This window comes from Bacillus sp. FSL K6-1006 (assembly GCF_038593175.1).
In the GTDB taxonomy this organism is placed as follows: Bacteria; Bacillota; Bacilli; order Bacillales; family Bacillaceae; genus Bacillus; species Bacillus safensis.
Window position 1 is genome coordinate 1,898,049 of the sequence record NZ_CP151970.1, and the last position, 17,972, is coordinate 1,916,020.

General features: G+C 42.8%; 11 protein-coding genes. 6 read left to right on the forward strand and 5 right to left on the reverse strand.

Annotated elements, in window-relative coordinates:
* Positions 1–9: 9 nt before the first annotated feature.
* The gene (gene gltB, locus NSS65_RS09670; protein WP_326134784.1) at positions 10–4,581 is read right to left on the reverse strand and encodes a glutamate synthase large subunit; all 4,572 of its coding nucleotides are present in this window, start codon (positions 4,579–4,581) and stop codon (positions 10–12) included.
* Positions 4,582–4,734: 153 nt separating this feature from the next.
* Here gltB and NSS65_RS09675 point away from each other — a divergent pair, with 153 nt between their 5' ends.
* The 3 genes from NSS65_RS09675 (at position 4,735) to NSS65_RS09685 (ending at position 9,290) form a co-directional block, all read left to right on the forward strand.
* Positions 4,735–5,637 (forward strand): LysR family transcriptional regulator, encoded by a 903-nt coding sequence (locus NSS65_RS09675; protein ID WP_034280677.1) that lies wholly within the window; start codon positions 4,735–4,737, stop codon positions 5,635–5,637.
* A 94-nt stretch (positions 5,638–5,731) separates the two neighbouring features.
* Complete coding sequence (locus tag NSS65_RS09680; protein ID WP_065214748.1) at positions 5,732–7,468, forward strand: ABC transporter ATP-binding protein; 1,737 nt, start codon at positions 5,732–5,734, stop codon at positions 7,466–7,468.
* Positions 7,461–9,290, forward strand: coding sequence for an ABC transporter ATP-binding protein (locus NSS65_RS09685; RefSeq protein ID WP_326134785.1), 1,830 nt, complete (start codon positions 7,461–7,463; stop codon positions 9,288–9,290). The genes NSS65_RS09680 and NSS65_RS09685 overlap by 8 nt, the downstream gene beginning before the upstream one ends.
* Positions 9,291–9,339: 49 nt before the next feature.
* Here NSS65_RS09685 and NSS65_RS09690 read toward each other — a convergent pair whose 3' ends face one another.
* Positions 9,340–10,167, reverse strand: coding sequence for a MerR family transcriptional regulator (locus NSS65_RS09690; RefSeq protein ID WP_144496148.1), 828 nt, complete (start codon positions 10,165–10,167; stop codon positions 9,340–9,342).
* An 87-nt stretch (positions 10,168–10,254) separates the two neighbouring features.
* Here NSS65_RS09690 and NSS65_RS09695 point away from each other — a divergent pair, with 87 nt between their 5' ends.
* Positions 10,255–10,827, forward strand: coding sequence for a GNAT family N-acetyltransferase (locus tag NSS65_RS09695; RefSeq protein WP_326134786.1), 573 nt, complete (start codon positions 10,255–10,257; stop codon positions 10,825–10,827).
* A 66-nt stretch (positions 10,828–10,893) separates the two neighbouring features.
* On the opposite strand, the gene NSS65_RS09700 is transcribed toward NSS65_RS09695, so the two are convergent.
* From NSS65_RS09700 to proC, 3 genes are read right to left on the reverse strand one after another with little or no spacing between them, the layout of a single operon-like run.
* Complete coding sequence (locus tag NSS65_RS09700) at positions 10,894–12,162, reverse strand: glutamate-5-semialdehyde dehydrogenase (protein WP_326134787.1); 1,269 nt, start codon at positions 12,160–12,162, stop codon at positions 10,894–10,896.
* 18 nt (positions 12,163–12,180) lie between these two features.
* Positions 12,181–13,299: a glutamate 5-kinase gene (proB, locus tag NSS65_RS09705; protein ID WP_034280664.1), complete on the reverse strand. Its 1,119-nt coding sequence runs from the start codon at positions 13,297–13,299 to the stop codon at positions 12,181–12,183.
* Positions 13,300–13,326: 27 nt separating this feature from the next.
* Positions 13,327–14,172: a pyrroline-5-carboxylate reductase gene (gene proC, locus NSS65_RS09710; protein ID WP_342467378.1), complete on the reverse strand. Its 846-nt coding sequence runs from the start codon at positions 14,170–14,172 to the stop codon at positions 13,327–13,329.
* A gap of 422 nt (positions 14,173–14,594) precedes the next feature.
* On the opposite strand from proC, the gene NSS65_RS09715 reads away from it, so the two are divergent.
* Both NSS65_RS09715 and NSS65_RS09720 read left to right on the forward strand, forming a co-directional pair.
* Positions 14,595–15,791, forward strand: a complete 1,197-nt coding sequence (locus tag NSS65_RS09715; protein WP_070326580.1) for a cytochrome P450 — start codon at positions 14,595–14,597, stop codon at positions 15,789–15,791.
* 131 nt (positions 15,792–15,922) lie between these two features.
* Positions 15,923–17,965 carry a molybdopterin oxidoreductase family protein gene (locus NSS65_RS09720; protein ID WP_144496337.1) on the forward strand — a complete coding sequence of 681 codons (2,043 nt, stop codon included), beginning with the start codon at positions 15,923–15,925 and terminating at the stop codon, positions 17,963–17,965.
* Positions 17,966–17,972 lie beyond the last annotated feature (7 nt).

Sequence of the window (17,972 nt, forward strand, 5' to 3'; positions counted from 1 at the left end):
TCCCCTTTCTTAATGAGCGAGGGCTGCTTTTTGCCCGTTTGCCGTTTCTTGATTTTTCGGTTTTGTGTTTGCTTCAAAGGCATACATCACCGCTTCTTCATGACTGAGGCCCGCTTGTTTTTGTTCTTCGATGCTTTGAAGCATCATTTTGTAATTTCTCGGAATGACTTTGATGAATTGATCCTTTTCTTGCTCCCAGTTTTCAAGAAGTGCTGCTGCTTTTGAGCTGTTTGTATAATCAAGGTGTTCCTTGATCATTTGTTTCACTTCTTGTTCTTCTTCATGATCTGTGAGCTTTTCAAACATGATCATTTCCATATTGCACATTCTTTTGAACTGTTTTGCATCCGATGTATGGATGTAAGCCACACCGCCAGACATACCTGCACCAAAGTTTTTCCCAACGTCTCCTAAAATAACGACACGTCCGCCAGTCATGTATTCACAGCCGTGATCTCCGATTCCTTCAACAACCACATGTACACCTGAATTACGAACAGCAAATCGTTCACCAGCACGCCCGTTAATATAAGCTTTTCCGCTAGTTGCGCCGTAAAATGCAACGTTCCCTACAATGACGTTTTCATGTCCATTTTGTACAAAATGATCAGACGTTTTAACAGCAATTTTGCCTCCTGAGAGTCCTTTGCCGATATAGTCATTTGAATCACCTGTTAAATAGAGAGACATGCCCTTTGGCACAAATGCGCCGAAGCTTTGTCCAGCTGAACCAGTGAATCTTAGTGTGATGGTATCCTCTGGCAAGCCCTCTTCCCCGTAGCGCTTAGACACTTCACTGCCAGTAATGGTTCCGGACACACGGTTGATATTGCGAATGTTCAATGATAGATCAACCGGTGTTTGATGATTCAGCGCTTCTTGCACATAAGGAAGGATTTCATTCATATCCAGCGATTCATCAATTTTATGATTTTGCGGTGTTCTGAATGTCCGCGCTCCTTCTGGCTGATAAAGCAATGTTTCAAGGTTTAGCTGGCCTGCTTTCCAGTGAGCTTTTGCTCGTTCACTGACCGCTAGGACGTCCGTGCGTCCGATTAATTCATCCATTGATGTAAAGCCGAGTTCCGCTAAGATTTCTCTTACTTCCTCTGCAATAAACATCATGAAGTTCACAATGTGATCGGGGTTACCCATGAATTTTTTGCGAAGCTCTGGATTTTGTGTGGCTACACCGACTGGGCAAGTATCCAAATGACATGCTCTCATCATCACGCAGCCCAGCACGACAAGTGGAGCTGTCGCAAAGCCATACTCTTCTGCTCCTAAAATCGCAGCCATCACAACGTCGCGGCCAGTCATTAACTTTCCGTCTGTTTCAAGAACGACTCTTTCGCGAAGACCGTTTAACACAAGGGTTTGATGCGCTTCTGCCAATCCAAGCTCCCAAGGAAGTCCTGTGTGTTTAATACTCGTTTTCGGTGAAGCTCCAGTACCGCCGTCATAACCACTGATGACAATGACATCCGCAGTTCCTTTTGCTACACCTGCTGCAATCGTGCCAACGCCGGCTTTAGATACAAGCTTGACACTGATGCGTGCATCACGGTTCGCGTTTTTCAAATCATGAATCAGCTGTGCCAAATCCTCAATGGAATAAATATCATGATGCGGCGGTGGTGAAATCAATCCGACACCTGGCGTAGAACCACGTACATCGGCAACCCAAGGATACACTTTATTTCCTGGCAGCTGTCCGCCTTCTCCAGGTTTTGCTCCTTGCGCCATTTTAATTTGCAGTTCATCTGCATTGACCAAGTAATGACTTTTCACACCAAATCGGCCAGAAGCGATTTGTTTAATTGCACTTCTGCGGTCATCACCATGTTCATCTACTGTAAAGCGGGCAGGATCTTCTCCGCCTTCTCCGCTGTTACTTTTACCGCCAATTCGGTTCATCGCAATCGCAAGTGCCTCATGCGCTTCTTTACTTAAAGATCCAAATGACATGGCACCTGTCTTAAAGCGGCGCACGATGGATTCAGCAGATTCAACCTCTTCCAGACGAACCGGCTTTTGTTTTGGCTGAAATGCAAACAAGTTTCTGAGGAAGCCGATTCTTTCTTCATCCGCTGCTTTTGTATATTGTTTAAATAGATCGTAATCTTCATTACGGCATGCCCACTGGAGCGTATGGATCGTTTTTGGGTTAAAAGCATGATGCTCTCCATTTTTTCTCCACTGGAATTCACTGCCTGATTCAAGTGTCTGGTCAGTTGCTGCTTGATACCCTGCTTCATGGCGGAGTTTTGCCTCATGAGCAATGGTGTCAAGATCAATTCCGCCAAGCTGAGAAGCTGTTCCTGTGAAATACGCTTGAATGACGTCTTCACTAATCCCGACTGCTTCAAAGATTTGCGCGCCTCTATAGCTTTGCACAGTGGAAATCCCCACTTTGGACATGACTTTGACGACACCTTCTGTCACGCTTTTACCAAACTTTGTAACAGCTTCATCAAAGCTGATCGAAATCGCTTCGTCTGCAATCAGCTGTTTGTACGTTTCATAGACAAGGTAAGGGTGAATCGCATCTGCGCCGTAGCCAATTAGTGCGGCAAAATGATGGACCTCTCTCACCTCTCCAGATTCAACGATCAGACTGACCTTTGTCCGCAGGCCTTGACGCACAAGATGCTGATGAAGTGCACTTAGCGCAAGAAGTGGTGGAATCGGTACTTTTTCTTCTGTCATTTCACGATCTGAAAGGATTAATAAAGAGACACCTTCTCTGATCGCTTTTTCCGCCTCTTCAAACATCGCATCCAGTCCGCGCTTTAAATCATCGGTGAAAAGTGTATGGATTGTTTTGCTTTTAAAGGCATTATGAACAATCGTTTTCAAGCCGTTAAATTGCCCGCTCGTTAAGACCGGTGTATAAAGTTTAATTCTTCGGCATGAATATTCATTCGGATGTAAAATATCGCCTTCGGCACCTAACCAAGTCATGGTTGATGTCACGAGCTGCTCACGAATGGCATCAATCGGCGGGTTCGTGACTTGTGCAAACAGCTGCTTAAAATAATGAAAAAGAGACTGCGCACGATCTGATAACACAGCAAGCGGTGTGTCACTTCCCATTGAACCGATTGGATCCTTGCCTTCCTCTAGTAAAGGAATTAAATACTTTTGAATGTCTTCATACGTATAATGGAACGCACGCTGACGTGTCAACAAATCATCCATTATACTAGAATTTTCTGAATTTTCTTCCGAGCGATTGACGTGGACCATTTCTTCATCGAGCCATTTTTGATAAGGCAGTTCATTCGCAATGGTCGATTTCACTTCTTCGTCAGAAATAATTCGTCCTTCTTCTAGATCAATGAGCAGCATTTTACCAGGCTCAAGTCGATCTTTATACTTAACATCTTCTTCATTTGTGTCGATTACGCCAACCTCAGAAGAGAAAATGATATGATCATCATTCGTGACATAATATCTTGCCGGTCTTAATCCATTTCGGTCTAAGATGGCCCCGATTTGTTTGCCGTCAGTAAAGGAAATCGCTGTTGGTCCATCCCACGGCTCCATGAGAGAACTATGGTATTCATAAAATGCCCGTTTCTCTTTCGACATGTGCGTGTTTTCCGTCCAAGGCTCAGGAATCAGCATCATTGCTGTATGAGCAGGTGTACGGCCTGCAAGCACAAAGAATTCAAAGGCATTGTCTAAAATGGATGAATCACTTCCGTCTGCATTCAGCACTGGCAAAATTTTGTCTAAATCGTCTCCGAAGGCTTCAGATACGAATTGTTGTTCTCTTGCTCTCATCCAATTGATGTTTCCTCTTAATGTGTTGATTTCCCCGTTGTGAATTAAGTAACGGTTTGGATGGGCTCTTTCCCATGTAGGAAATGTATTTGTACTAAATCTTGAATGAACGAGTGAAAATGCAGAAACAAATGTTTCATCCTGTAGATCAAGATAAAAAGCATCGACTTGATCTGATGTTAAAAGCCCCTTGTATACGATGGTTTGACTCGACAGGCTGACAAAGTAAAATTGTTTTTCTTCTCTTGTTCCCCAGTTCTCAGCCTGTTTACGGATGACATATAATTTTCGTTCAAATGACAAACGATCTGTGATCTTGTCGTTTGCTCCGATAAAGACCTGTCTCACAACCGGACAGCTCTTCGCTGCGACAGTACCAATTTTTCCGGCATCGACAGGAACCGTTCTCCAGCCAATTAATGTTTGGCCTTCTTGTTTAATGAACCCGTTGATTTTCTGTTCGATGGCTTGACGCGTTTTTTCGTCATCATCTTTTGAAAAGAAGACCATTCCTACCCCGTAACGGCCTTTTTCAGGAAGTGCAAATTCTTTGCAGTTCTTTCTAAAGAAAGCGTCTGGCAGCTGTACCATTAAACCGGCACCATCACCTGTATACGGATCACTGCCTTGCCCGCCGCGATGATCAAGCTGGCACAGCATTTGTAATCCCTTTTTGACGATGCTATGTGTCGCCTCCCCTTTTAAATGGGCGTACAGTCCAATTCCACATGCATCATGTTCAAATTCAGGACGGTAGAGACCTTGTGGTTGTGGTAGTTGATTATAAGTCATCGTTTCTCTCCCCCGTTTAAAAGATCCGTTTTTTCACAGTAATAAAATCTCACAAACTCTGTAACTTATTTTAAGTTTTCAAATTGATATAAACAATATATAATTTAGATCAAAACAATCTCTTTTTGAGATAGATGGGTGTGAAGTGCAAAAATGGAGCTTCGTCAGTTACGTTATTTTGTAGAAGTCGCAGACCGTGAACACGTGTCAGAAGCGGCTGAAAACTTACATGTTGCCCAATCTGCCATCAGCCGGCAGATTGCGAATTTAGAAGAAGAACTTGGAGTGGCCTTATTCGAACGAGAAGGACGAAATATCAAATTAACGAAGATCGGCAGGCAATTTTTAGATCATGTCAGAACTGCACTCAAAGCCATTGATTATGCGAAAGAGCAAATTGATGAATACTTAGATCCGCACAAAGGAACGGTGAATATTGGCTTTCCTACAAGTCTAGCAAGCCAAGTGCTCCCTTCTGTTATCTCCGCCTTTAAGCAGGAATATCCAGAGGTCGATTTTTTACTTCGTCAAGGATCCTATAAATTTCTCATTGAAGCGGTCAAAAATCGAGATATCGATCTCGCCTTTTTAGGACCCGTACCGACAAACGATTCTCAAATAGAAGGAAATATTTTATTTTCCGAAAGCATATATGCCCTTTTGCCGGTTAGCCACCCCTTTAGTGGACAAAGGAGTATTCATTTAAGTGATTTAAGAAAGGATCATTTCGTGTTATTTCCTGAAGGGTATGTGCTGAGACAAATTGCGGTTGATGCTTGCAAGCAGGCAGGCTATGAGCCTACCATTTCATCTGAAGGAGAAGATTTGGATGCCATTAAAGGTCTCGTATCTGCAGGTATGGGCGTTACCTTATTACCCGAAAGCGCCTTTTATGAAACAACACCGCGATTTACAGTGAAAATTCCGATCGATTTCCCTCAAGTGAGAAGAACGGTTGGAATTATTGCATCTAAAACGCGCGAAATGTCTCCTTCTGCCCATGATTTTTATGTGTTTGTGAAGGATTTCTTTTCTAAAATTGAACAATATAAATAATTCACTAAAACAAGACATTTCATTTGTAGAAATAATCCCACTTTGTATATGATGGGTTACAGAACAAAAGACTATATGGAAGAAAGGTATTCATATGAAATCAATTTTATCGTTTTTAAAGCCGTATCGGCTGTCCGTTGTGTCCATTGTCATTCTCACCTTTTTAAGCAGTATGCTCCAGCTGTATTTACCGACGTTAACAGCAGATATCGTTGATGTCGGTATCGTCCAGGGAGATATTGCTTACATATGGAAGGTTGGCGGCTGGATGGTGGCTTGTTCTTTACTCGCCATTTTGCTCACCATTTGGAAGTCTTACTTGTCATCAAAAACAGCACTTGGCTTCGGGCGTGATATGAGAAGACAGCTGTTTGTACATGTCGAAAAATTTTCATTAGAAGAATTTCAAAAGATCGGCACGTCTTCCTTTATTACAAGATCAACAAATGATGTGAAACAAGTCCAAGATGTGACGATTATGATTTTACAAATGATGACGCGGGCCCCGCTCATGCTTGTAGGCGGAATTATTTTGGCTGTTTCCAGGGATGCTGTCCTGTCTCTTATCTTTTTAGCGGCCCTCCCCCTTCTTGGCGGATTTATCTATTTGGTGTCAAGAAAAGCCATCCCGCTATTTGGCCAGCTTCAGAAAAAAACAGACCGGCTGAATTTAATTATGCGGGAATCTCTTTCAGGCATCCGCGTTATTCGTGCATTTAACCGTGTGGATGATGAAAAGGAGCGATTCCAAGAAGCCAACACGTCCTATAAGGATACTGGTCTTAGAGTCAACCGATTAATGGCTTACTTGTTTCCATTTATGCTGATTATCATGAACTTCACGAATATCGGCATTGTCTGGCTTGGCGCAAACCGAATTGATGCCGGAGAAATGGAAGTTGGAAATCTCATTGCCTTCATTCAATATGCGATGATGATTTTAATGGCGCTTATTATGCTGTCGATGAGCTTTATTATGGTCCCAAGAGCACAAGCGTCAGCTAAACGCATGAATGAAGTGTTAAACATGGAACCAAAGATTAAAGACAAAGAAGAGTCTATCACTGACCTTCACGAGCCCGCCCAATCCATTCGCTTTGAGGATGTGTCATTTTATTACTCAAATGCTGAGAAACCAGCCGTTCAAGGTATCACGTTTGAAGCCAAAACTGGTGAAACGACAGCCATCATCGGAAGTACGGGTTCTGGGAAAACAACACTTCTCCAGCTGATGACGCGCTTTTATGAAGTGACTGAAGGCCGGATTACACTAGATGGTGTAGACATTAGAGAACTGCCTCAGGAGAAACTGAGAAACCAAATGGGCTATGTCTCTCAAAAAGCTGTTTTATTCAGCGGAACCATTGCCGAAAATGTGCGCTTTGGCAATCAGGATGCAAGCGATGAAGACGTCTGGCAGGCGCTGCGAACTGCGCAGGCCGAAGAATTTGTTTTGCAAAAAGATGGCGGAATTGATGCAGAAATTGATCAAGGTGGTTCCAATCTATCCGGCGGCCAAAAGCAGCGGCTTTCCATTGCAAGGGCGCTAGTGAGAAAACCATCATTCTATCTGTTTGACGATAGCTTTTCAGCACTTGATTACAAAACAGATGCAAAGCTGCGGGCATCATTAGAAGCAGAAAAAGCTCATGCAGCCCTCATCATTGTGGCTCAACGAATCAGCACAGTGAAGCATAGTGATAAAATCATTGTACTTGATGAAGGAAAAATCGCAGGTATCGGAACACATGAACAATTAATAAAGGATAATTTTGTATATCAAGAGATTGTCGCATCTCAGGAAGGTCAGGAGGTGAGCGAGGATGAGTAAGAAAATGTCTTCTGGCATGGGCCATAAAGGCGGCCACCCTAAAGGGCCAGCCGCAAAACCAAAGGAATTTAAGAAAACACTGCTTCGTTTGACAGGCTATTTAAAACCAAGGAAATTTCAGCTGATCATCGTCCTTATTGCAGCGATTGGTTCAACTGTCTTTAACGTCATTAGTCCAAAGCTGCTTGGGGATGCCACCTCTTCCTTATTTGACAGCTTTACGAATGGAACAGGCGTTCAATTTGATGTCATTTCACGAATTCTTTTGCTGCTTGTCGTGCTGTACGTCGTTGCTTCCCTCTTTTCATTCGTTCAGCAATATGTCATGGCTGGTGTCTCTCAACAGACCATTGCTGAATTACGGCAGGAAGCAAATGACAAGCTCACACGTCTCCCCCTTCGTTATTTTGATAAAACAACCCACGGGGACACGCTGAGCCGTGTGATGAATGATATCGATAATATTAATACATCGCTTCAGCAGGCGCTCACCCAAGTGATTACATCTGTGATTACAGTCATTGGGATTGTCGTGATGATGCTCTTCATCAGTCCGCTGCTTACATTGCTTGTTTGTTTGACGCTGCCACTCAGCCTGTTTGCGATTCGCGGCATTACGTCATTTTCTCAAAAGCATTTTAAAGCGCAGCAAAAAGAGCTTGGCACGATCAATGGACATATTAATGAGATGTTCACAGGACATCAGACTGTTCGTGCGTATGGCTACGAAAAGAAAGCAATCGATACATTTGATCAATTAAATGAAAAGCTGTATGAATCATCAAGAAAAGCACAGTTCATTTCTGGTTTAATGATGCCAATGATGACCTTTATCGGGAACCTTGGCTATGTGGCAGTCAGTGTAGCCGGCGGGATTCTAGTCATTAACGGGAATATTCGTGTCGGGGATGTGCAGGCGTTTATCCAATACACACAGCAAATGTCTCAGCCGCTTGTGCAAGCATCAAGCGTCGCAAACTTAGTTCAATCAGCGATCGCTTCTGCTGAAAGGGTCTTTGAAATCCTTGATGAGGAAGAAGAAAGTACCGAAGAAGATGCGGCAATTGATCTTGCATCACTCTCAGGCGATGTGAGCTTTGAACAAGTTCAATTCGGATATGAAAAAGATCATCCGATTATTAAAGATTTGGATTTAGATGTGCAAGAAGGTCAGACGGTTGCCATTGTTGGGCCAACAGGTGCAGGAAAAACAACCATCATTAATCTTTTAATGCGTTTTTACGAATTAGATCAAGGCTCCATACGCATTGGCGGTGTCAAAACAACTGACCTCAGCCGTCAGCAAGTACGAGACTTATTTGCGATGGTTCTTCAAGATACATGGCTCTTTGAAGGAACGATTTACGACAACATTGCCTATGGCAGGCAGCACGTTTCCAAAGAGGATGTCATTAAAGCCGCCAAACATGCCTATGCAGATGATTTCATCCGCACGCTTCCAGATGGATATGACACACTGTTAACAGAAGATGCAGGCAACCTGTCTCAAGGTCAGCGCCAGCTGTTAACCATCGCCCGTGCCATTTTATCTGATCCAAAGATCTTGATATTAGATGAAGCAACAAGCAGTGTGGATACACGGACAGAGATGCATATTCAAAAAGCAATGAATGAATTGATGAAAGGCAGAACGAGCTTCGTGATTGCACACAGACTTTCAACGATTAAGGATGCAGACCTTATTTTAGTCATGAAGGATGGAAGCATCATTGAAAAAGGATCGCACAGCGAACTTTTAAAACAAAAAGGCTTCTATGCAGACTTATATATGAGTCAATTTGCCGAAAATCAAGTGGGATAACATCAAAAAAGAGGATAGACACGCATGTCACATGCTGTCTATCCTCTTTTCAATTGTCATCTGCTCGCTTCTTCACTTTTACACTGAGCTTCGTTATATACTCTGCTTCATCTTTAGACATGAGCGAATGAAGTAAATACTCCTCAAATACATCTCCATCCAGCATCATGCCCTCTTTCTCGATTTCATCTAACAAATGCGAATAAGCAGACTCAATCTCTTCATATGTTCCTTGATCATACATCACCGCATAGAGCCCGCCAGGTTTTTTGACTGCCCCCGGGCCATCCATTCGGCAGAACAGCTGATCTGACTCATGATAGTGCCGCTTACGGAACTGCTCCTTTTTTAAGACAGAACCATTTGCCGCAGCGCCTTTTATGCCAACCCCCTTTAAAAATTCTCCTACAATACGTGATATTTCTTCTACAGGTGTATTGAAGTCGATCGGGTTTGATGCACTTAGTACAACGGGTTCTTCTGGCAGCTCTTGAAACAGGACCTCCCCTATTTTCACATTTGCTAATTCATGCGTCGTCTCCATCACCCGCATAAGAAAAGCCTGGATGTCTTGAAGTTTTTCAATCTCTTGTTTGACCTTTTTTATTTGGTCGGCCGCTAGGCTTTGCAGTCTTTCGCGGGAAGGTTCTGTGAAATATTGTTTTAACTCTTTGATCGGAAATTGAACAGCCCGCAAGGATTGAATCGCAATAAAATGGTCAAATTGCTCAAGTGTATAGTAACGGTACCCATTTTTATGCACACCAGCCGGCTTAAATAAATCGATTTTATCATAATACAGAAGCGTATCCTTTTTTACATCAAATAGCTTGGCAAATTCTCCAGTGAAAAACGTTTTTTGCACATCATTGATCATGATGAAGGCTCCTTTCTTGACTATGGAGTAACTCCACCCTTTATCATAACATGCAGAAACACCACTACGCATGGAAAGGATAAAAAAATGAACAAAATAACTCAACATGAAGTAACATTAGCACAAGCAAATAAAGAGGACTTCCCTTCTATGAAAAAAGAGCTTCAGAAAGCTTTTACAGCTGGCGTGATCGACGCATTTGGCGATGCGCAGGATGGACCGATTCCTCCAGATGAAGTGATTGATGAATCTTTTCATTCCAATGACCACATTGTTTATCATATTATGCTAAATGGTGAAAAGGCAGGCGGCGTTGTGATCAAAATCAACCAAGAGACACATCACAACTCGGTTGATTTGCTATACATTTCATCATCCTTTCACGGCCGGGGCATTGGTCAGGCAGCATGGAAAGCCATCGAGGCGCAATATCCAGAAACGATTGTATGGGAGGTTGTGACTCCATACTTTGAAAAACGCAACATTCATTTTTATGTCAATAAATGCGGTTTTCAAATAGTTGAATTTTATCACTTACACCATCCAGATCCAAACGCACCTCATGAAGCACATCACGGCAATGGACCTTTAGCACCTGAGGAATTTGAATTTTTTAAATTTGAGAAGGTCATGAAGAAAAATTGTGCAAACGTAGGATAACGTGTATTTCTTTTAAATAAAGTTAAAAACACTACCTCATAAAAAGGTAGTGTTTCTTGAATCTTTCTAGCTTCTAATCTGACCGTCACCACACAGAAGCAGCTTAGTTGTCGTAAGTGCAGGGAGTCCCATTGGCCCTCTTGCGTGCAGTTTTTGAGTAGAGATGCCGATTTCAGCTCCATAGCCAAGTGCGCCGCCGTCTGTAAAGCGAGTCGATGCGTTATGGTAAACGGCTGCCGCATCGACTTCGTTTAGAAACGTGAGTGCATTTTTTTCATCTTCTGTCACGATGGCTTCTGAATGCTTTGTGCCGTACTGATTGATATGGCTGATTGCTTCCTCAATTGAATCGACTACCTTTACTGCAAGATCCAGACTTAAATACTCATCTGTCCAATCCACTTCCAAAGCAGGAACCGCGTTTGAGAAGTAAGACTCTGCTGCCTGGTCGCCATGTACAGTGACACGGTGCTCCTGCAAAGCTTCATTTAATGAGGCTGCATTCTCTTTCAGCCAATCGCGATGAATAATCAGCGTCTCAAGTGCATTACATACGGCCGGACGATTCGTTTTCGCATTGATTACAATCTCAATGGCTTTTTTCACATTCGCGGTTTGATCAACATAGACATGACAGTTTCCTGTCCCTGTTTCAAGCACTGGGATAGTGGATTCTTCTACCACTGTTTTGATTAAAGATGCTCCGCCTCGCGGAATTAAAACATCAATCCATTCTTTTAGTTGAAACATCGCCTGAACCGATGAACGGTCTGTTTGTTCAATTAATTGCACCGCATCACGAGGAATCTTTGTTTGATCCAATGCTTCATGGATCACACTGACGATGGCTTTGTTGGAAGAAATAGCGGAGGAACCGCCTTTTAAAATCACTGAGTTGCCTGCCTTAAGGGCAAGGCCTGCTGCATCGACAGTGACGTTCGGTCTCGCTTCATAGATCATCCCGATCACGCCGAGCGGTACTCTTCGGCTTTTCACGTGTAAGCCGTTATCAAGAGTCCATTCATCCAATATTTCTCCAACAGGATCTGTTAATCTCGTCACAAGCCGCAAACTTTCAGCAAACTCGTGAATTCTTTCTTCATTTAACATTAATCGATCCATGAGTGCCTCTGAGAAGCCCTTTTCTTTCCCAGTATCTAAATCCTTTTGATTCTCCTGTAAAATGAAACGGCTGTTTTGCTCTAACGCTTCTGCCATTTTAAGCAGCGCGTCATTTTTTTCCTCTGTCTGAAGTAAACCGAGTTTTTTTGAAACATGCTTTGCTTTCTTCGCTTTTTCTTTGACCGATGTGACAACTTCAGCTGTCAGTGTCATGGAATTCCTCCCTTTTGGTTAACAAACTGGAATCGATAAATCTAAATGACAAACAAATGCTTCAAGATCAACGACATGCACGATTTCATCTTGTAACAAGTCACTCTTACGTGCGAGTTCATCTGATGCATAATTCACAACGCCAAGCCCTATTTCTCTTCCATCTTGATCTAAAATACGGACAACATCGCCTTTTTTAAATGAACCTTTCACATTGACAATCCCATCAGAATCAAGACTTCCCTCTCGGTGCATGAGAAATTCCTGTGTTTTCTCTTGAACCACGATCTCACCCTTTGGTCCAGAATGAAAGGCAATCCACTGCTTCTTATAATTGAGCGGCGCTACATTTTCGTCAGCGGTAAAATAAGTGCCGTCCTCTGTCCCATTGATCGCTTTGTCTAAAATGTGAGGCGTATCTGCTTTTCCTAAAAAGCCGTTGATCCCTGCGGCCATTGATATTTTAAAGGCATCGAGCTTTGATTTCATTCCGCCTGTACCTACGCTGCTTCCTGCGTCTCCAGCAGCTGCTTCGATGTCTTCTGTGATGTCTGTCACTTCAAGAATTCTCTTCGCATTTGGATTTGTATGAGGATTATCTTCATACAAGCCATCAATATCAGATAAAATAGCAAGGAAATCCGCATCAATGAGTCCAGCTACTTTTGCAGACAATGTATCGTTGTCTCCAAACTTCAACCGATTGATCGTCACTGTATCATTCTCATTAATAATTGGGATGATGCCTCGATCCAATAACACGTTCATTGTGTTACGCACATTTTGATAGCGCGTTTCATCAGAAAAATCACTTCTTGTGATTAAGAGCTGTGAAGCAATATAACCATGTGATAAAAATAAAGTAGAATATGATTCCATTAATAGCCCTTGCCCAATTGAGGCAGATGCCTGCTTTTCCGGCAGTGTTTTGGGTCTATCGATAAATCCTAGTTTTCGGTAACCAGCTGCAACCGCACCAGATGAAACCAAAATGACTTCGTGTCCTTCATCTTTAAGTTTCACAATTTGATTGACGAGGTTTTCTAGTTTTTTCAAACTAATCTCACCTTGAAAGCTAGTAAGAGAGCTGCTTCCGATTTTCACAACAATTCGTTTTCTCTCTTTATCTGCGTACACCTAATCACTCCTGTACCTGAGCTCTATTTATATAGATACTTTTTGTTTTTGCTGATTGCTTATCTCTTTTGAACGATTAGCCGCATGTTTGACAGCCTGCTTGATCGTTTCTCCCCCGCCAAAATCATCTAATGCATTCAGTCCTGCAGCAGTTGTTCCATTTGGTGACGTAATTTTCTCTCTTAGGACAGAAGGATTTTCCTCTGTTTCTTGCAGCATTTTTGCCGCACCGAGGAGTGTCTGCGCGCCAATTTGGCGAGACAATTCCTTTGATAAACCTGCCTCTTCTCCTGCTTCTTCGATTCTTTCCATTAAGAAATAAAAGTAGGCGGGCCCGCTTCCAGCAATTCCAGTGAAAATATCCATTTGCTCTTCCTGAATGGTATAGACTTCGCCAATTTCAGATAAAAGAGCCTGGCTTATGCTCATATGATCGCTTTTCACATAACGTCCAGCAGATAAAGCAGTCGCTGACGCCCCGATCGTACTTGATGTATTTGGCATGACCCTCATAACAGGCTGGCCTTCATGCAGCATGTCTTCAATATACGATAGCTTAACACCTGCAAGGACAGACATGATGAGCTGATCTGGCTGAATACGAGGTCTTAATGATTCAAGGGCTGCTTCAGCATCCTTTGGCTTCATGGCCAGGATCAATATATCCATTTCTTCAAAAGGAAATGAATCCATTGCGGCTGTTTGGATGCCGTATCGTTTCGTTAGTTCATTCAATCGAAGTTGATTTTGTCTGTTTGTTGCGTAAATTTGGCCTAGCGGCATCTGTCCTGATCGCACAATCCCTGCGATCATTCCTTCCGCCATAGAACCTGCTCCAATGAAAGCAACTTTCTTTTGATCAATGATATTGATCCTCTCCCTTGTTCGCTTTTTGTTCGTGTTTTTCGCACGTTAGTAATCGTAACATGATGAGAAATCGTGTCAAGAAAGAGCCAGCGCTTTTCAAAAGTCCCGAATGCATGGCCGGCAGCTTGCTACAAGTATGTTAGCCGTGTTTTTCAAATACAGTAATTTAGATCAAAAGAACTATGATCATTTGAATCATAGGGCCCTTTCGTTCGACTGGATTCACCATTTTATTTTTGGTTTTGGTGACTTCAATTCTATTTTTTAGAAAGCGCTCTCATTTTAATGACTTTCTATTTTCCTATATAGTGAATGTGCTTGAATCTTTCGATTAGACTATTGACATATTTTAGAAAACATGTCCGTTGAAATGATATTTTACTGGTGATACCGTGAAAGAGAAATCATGTGAAAAAGGAGCGTTCATAATGAAAGTGAAAGAAAACTATGTCAATGTGATTCCAATGAAAGAAATCCGTTCTACTGATGACCTTCTTTTCCCATTCCCTATTTACAATGAGCTGCGTGCAGAGAGTGATATTAGATATGATGAGACAAGAAAATGCTGGGATCTCTTTCGATATGCGGATATTCAGTCTGTTCTAAAGCAGCCTAAAGTGTTTTCTTCACAGCGAGGAAGAAGCACGTCTAAAACAAGTATTTTAACGATGGATCCTCCAAAACATACAAAGATGAGAGCGCTTGTGAATAAGGCATTCACCCCAAAAGCGATCAAGCAATTAGAAGATAAGATCAAAGACCTGACACATGATCTATTAAATCAAGTAAAGGATCAACGTACGTTTGATATTGTGCAAGATTTAGCAGCTCCCCTGCCAGTGATGATCATCGCTGAGCTTCTCGGTGCAGAGGTGCAGGACAGAGAGCTGATTAAAAAACATTCTGATGCCCTTGTGGCAGGTGCTAAGGATGAATCAAAGGAAGCCATTCAGGCTGTTGTAGATATGCAGAAACGCGCTGAAGAGGAGCTGTCCATTTATTTTGCTCATTTGATCAAAAAAAGAAAAGAAACGCCTGCCGATGACTTGATCTCTCTTCTCATTCAAGCAGAAATTGATGGAGAGCGTTTAACCGAGAATGAACTGCTTGGCTTTTGTATTCTATTACTCGTTGCAGGCAATGAGACAACGACCAATTTAATAACCAATGCCGTACGACTGCTGACAGAGCAGCCGCATATTGCTGAATCAGTTCGGCAGGACCCCTCTCTTATTCCTCAATTGACTGAGGAAACGCTGCGGTATTATCCGCCTGTTCAAGCCATTGGCCGAATCGCCGCAGAGGATGTTGAAATTGCAGGCGCGCACATTCAAAAAGGAGACTACCTCATCAGCTGGGTTGCTTCAGCAAATCGGGATGAACAGAAGTTTGAAGATCCAGATACGTTCCGGCTTGACCGAAAATCAAATCCGCATATGAGCTTTGGATTTGGCATTCATTTTTGTCTCGGTGCACCGCTTGCCCGGCTGGAAAGCAACATTGCGCTTGACGTTTTACTCCATACGTTTCAAGACATCACCTGCGTGGCAGAACAGCTAAAACCTATTCAAAGCACGTTTGTTTTCGGGGTAAAAGAATTTCCTGTACATGTCACCCGTTTTTAAAAGTCCCTTTTTCAGGGGCTTTTTTTCATTTTCTTCAATTCATCATCTCTTTCTTACCTTCCACCTCCGAACATGCTAAAATAAAGTCCATACAAAGTGATAACGGAATGAAGAAAGGAAGCCAAAAACTCATGACCGATTATACAGCGATGAAAGACGGAATATTCAAATCAGTTTGTTCGTTAGACTGCCCGGATCAGTGCGGTCTTTTAATACATAAAGAAAATGGAAAGATCGTGAAAGTGCAGGGAGATCCGGACCACCCTGTCACACAAGGAAACATATGCAACAAAGTGCGTAATGTCACAGCACGTTTATATGATGAAAAAAGACTGACCACTCCTTTAAAACGTTTTGGCCAAAAAGGCGAAGCACAGTTTGTGCCGATTACGTGGGAAGAAGCCATTGAAACCATTCGTCAAAAATGGACAAAGCTGATCGAAGAAAAAGGGCCAGAAAGCATTCTGCCTTACAGCTTCTATGGGAACATGGGCAATCTCAACGCAGAAGGAATGGACCGCCGCTTTTTTTATCGTCTTGGTTCAAGCCAGTTAGACCGGACGATCTGTCAGTCAGCAGGAACGACTGGCTATAAATATACAATGGGCGCAAGCATTGGGACAGATCCTGAAGACACCATTCATACGAAACTATTTATCTTTTGGGGCATCAATGCTGTGTCGACCAATATGCACCAAATCACCTTGGCACAAAAAGCGCGAAAGCAAGGAGCTAAGATTGTCGTGATTGATGTTCACAAGAACCAAACCGGCCGGATGGCAGATTGGTTCATTCCGCTTCGTCCTGGTACTGACAGTGCGCTTGCCCTTGGCATCATGCATATCCTTTTTAAAGAGGAACGTACAGATGAAGCCTTTTTAGAGACTTACACGGTCGGCCATAAAGAGCTGCGCGAGCATGTAAAGCAGTATGATCCAGACACAGTTGAGCGAATCACGGGTGTCCCTAAAGGCGACATCATTACACTTGCAAGAATGTACGCTGAGACATCGCCCTCTCTTATTCGCATTGGGAATGGTTTGCAGCACCATGATAATGGCGGGATGAGTATTAGAACCATTTCCTGCCTCCCTGCCTTGACTGGTCAATGGCTGCACAAGGGCGGCGGAGCAATGAAATCAAACTCTTCTTTTCTCAGCTATAATGAAACAGCCCTTCAGCGGCCGGATTTATTAAAAGAACGCACGCCTAGATCATTCAATATGAATCAGCTGGGCAGCGTGCTGACAAGCGCAGAGCCTTCCGTTGATTCTCTCTTTATCTACTCGTGCAACCCAGCGGTTGTGACACCTGAAGCGAATAAAGTAAGAGAAGGTTTGCTGAGAGAGGACTTATTTACAGTGGTTCATGATTTATTCCTGACAGAAACAGCGGCGTATGCAGACATTGTCCTGCCGGCGACATCAGCCTTTGAAAATGAGGATTTCTATACTTCATACTGGCATCATTATATTCAAATTCAGGAGCCAGTGATAGAACGCTACGGAGAAAGCAAATCCAATACTGAAGTATTCCGCCTGCTTGCCCATGCGATGGGCTTTGAAGATGAAGCCTTCCGCGAGACAGATGCTGAACTGATGGAACAAGCTCTTCATCATCCAGAAAATCCGCATTATGAGGACATTTCATACGAAGCATTAAAAGAAAAGAAATGGATCAAAGCAAAACGTGGACCTTTCCAGGAATTAAAGCTTCAAACCCCAAGCGGGAAAATTGAGCTTTATTCTGAACAAATGAAAAAAGACGGGTATCCAGCACTTCCAACCTATGTGCCCCTTTATCAGGAAAGCGATTATCCGCTTACCTTTATACCGGGACCGAACCATAATTTTCTGAACTCCACCTTCTCACTTCATGAAAAGCATCAAAAGCTTGAGAAATTTCCGAAGCTTCACATGAATGAACAGGATGCAAAGGAAAGAAAAATTGAAGATGGTGACATGGTGCGTGTGCTAAACGACCGAGGAGAGTGTGAGCTTGTCGTGTCAGTCGGTCAAAATGTATTATCTGGTGTTGTGGTCAGTCAAGGATTATGGGCAGATCAAAAAGGCAAAAAGCATTTAGTGAATGGATTAACACCTGATCGATTGGCAGATATGGGCGGCGGCGCGACGTTCTTTTCTGGCAGAGTGGAAGTTGAAAAATTATCATAGAAAAAAG

Bases quoted from the DNA above. Each gene is read 5' to 3' on its own strand.
- NSS65_RS09675 (WP_034280677.1), top strand. From the start codon at position 4,735: ATGGAGCTTCGTCAGTTACGTTATTTTGTAGAAGTCGCAGACCGTGAA.
- NSS65_RS09685 (WP_326134785.1), top strand. From the start codon at position 7,461: ATGAGTAAGAAAATGTCTTCTGGCATGGGCCATAAAGGCGGCCACCCT.
- NSS65_RS09715 (WP_070326580.1), top strand. From the start codon at position 14,595: ATGAAAGTGAAAGAAAACTATGTCAATGTGATTCCAATGAAAGAAATC.
- NSS65_RS09680 (WP_065214748.1), top strand. From the start codon at position 5,732: ATGAAATCAATTTTATCGTTTTTAAAGCCGTATCGGCTGTCCGTTGTG.
- NSS65_RS09695 (WP_326134786.1), top strand. From the start codon at position 10,255: ATGAACAAAATAACTCAACATGAAGTAACATTAGCACAAGCAAATAAA.
- NSS65_RS09690 (WP_144496148.1), bottom strand. From the start codon at position 10,167: ATGATCAATGATGTGCAAAAAACGTTTTTCACTGGAGAATTTGCCAAG.
- NSS65_RS09700 (WP_326134787.1), bottom strand. From the start codon at position 12,162: ATGACACTGACAGCTGAAGTTGTCACATCGGTCAAAGAAAAAGCGAAG.
- gltB (WP_326134784.1), bottom strand. From the start codon at position 4,581: ATGACTTATAATCAACTACCACAACCACAAGGTCTCTACCGTCCTGAA.
- NSS65_RS09720 (WP_144496337.1), top strand. From the start codon at position 15,923: ATGACCGATTATACAGCGATGAAAGACGGAATATTCAAATCAGTTTGT.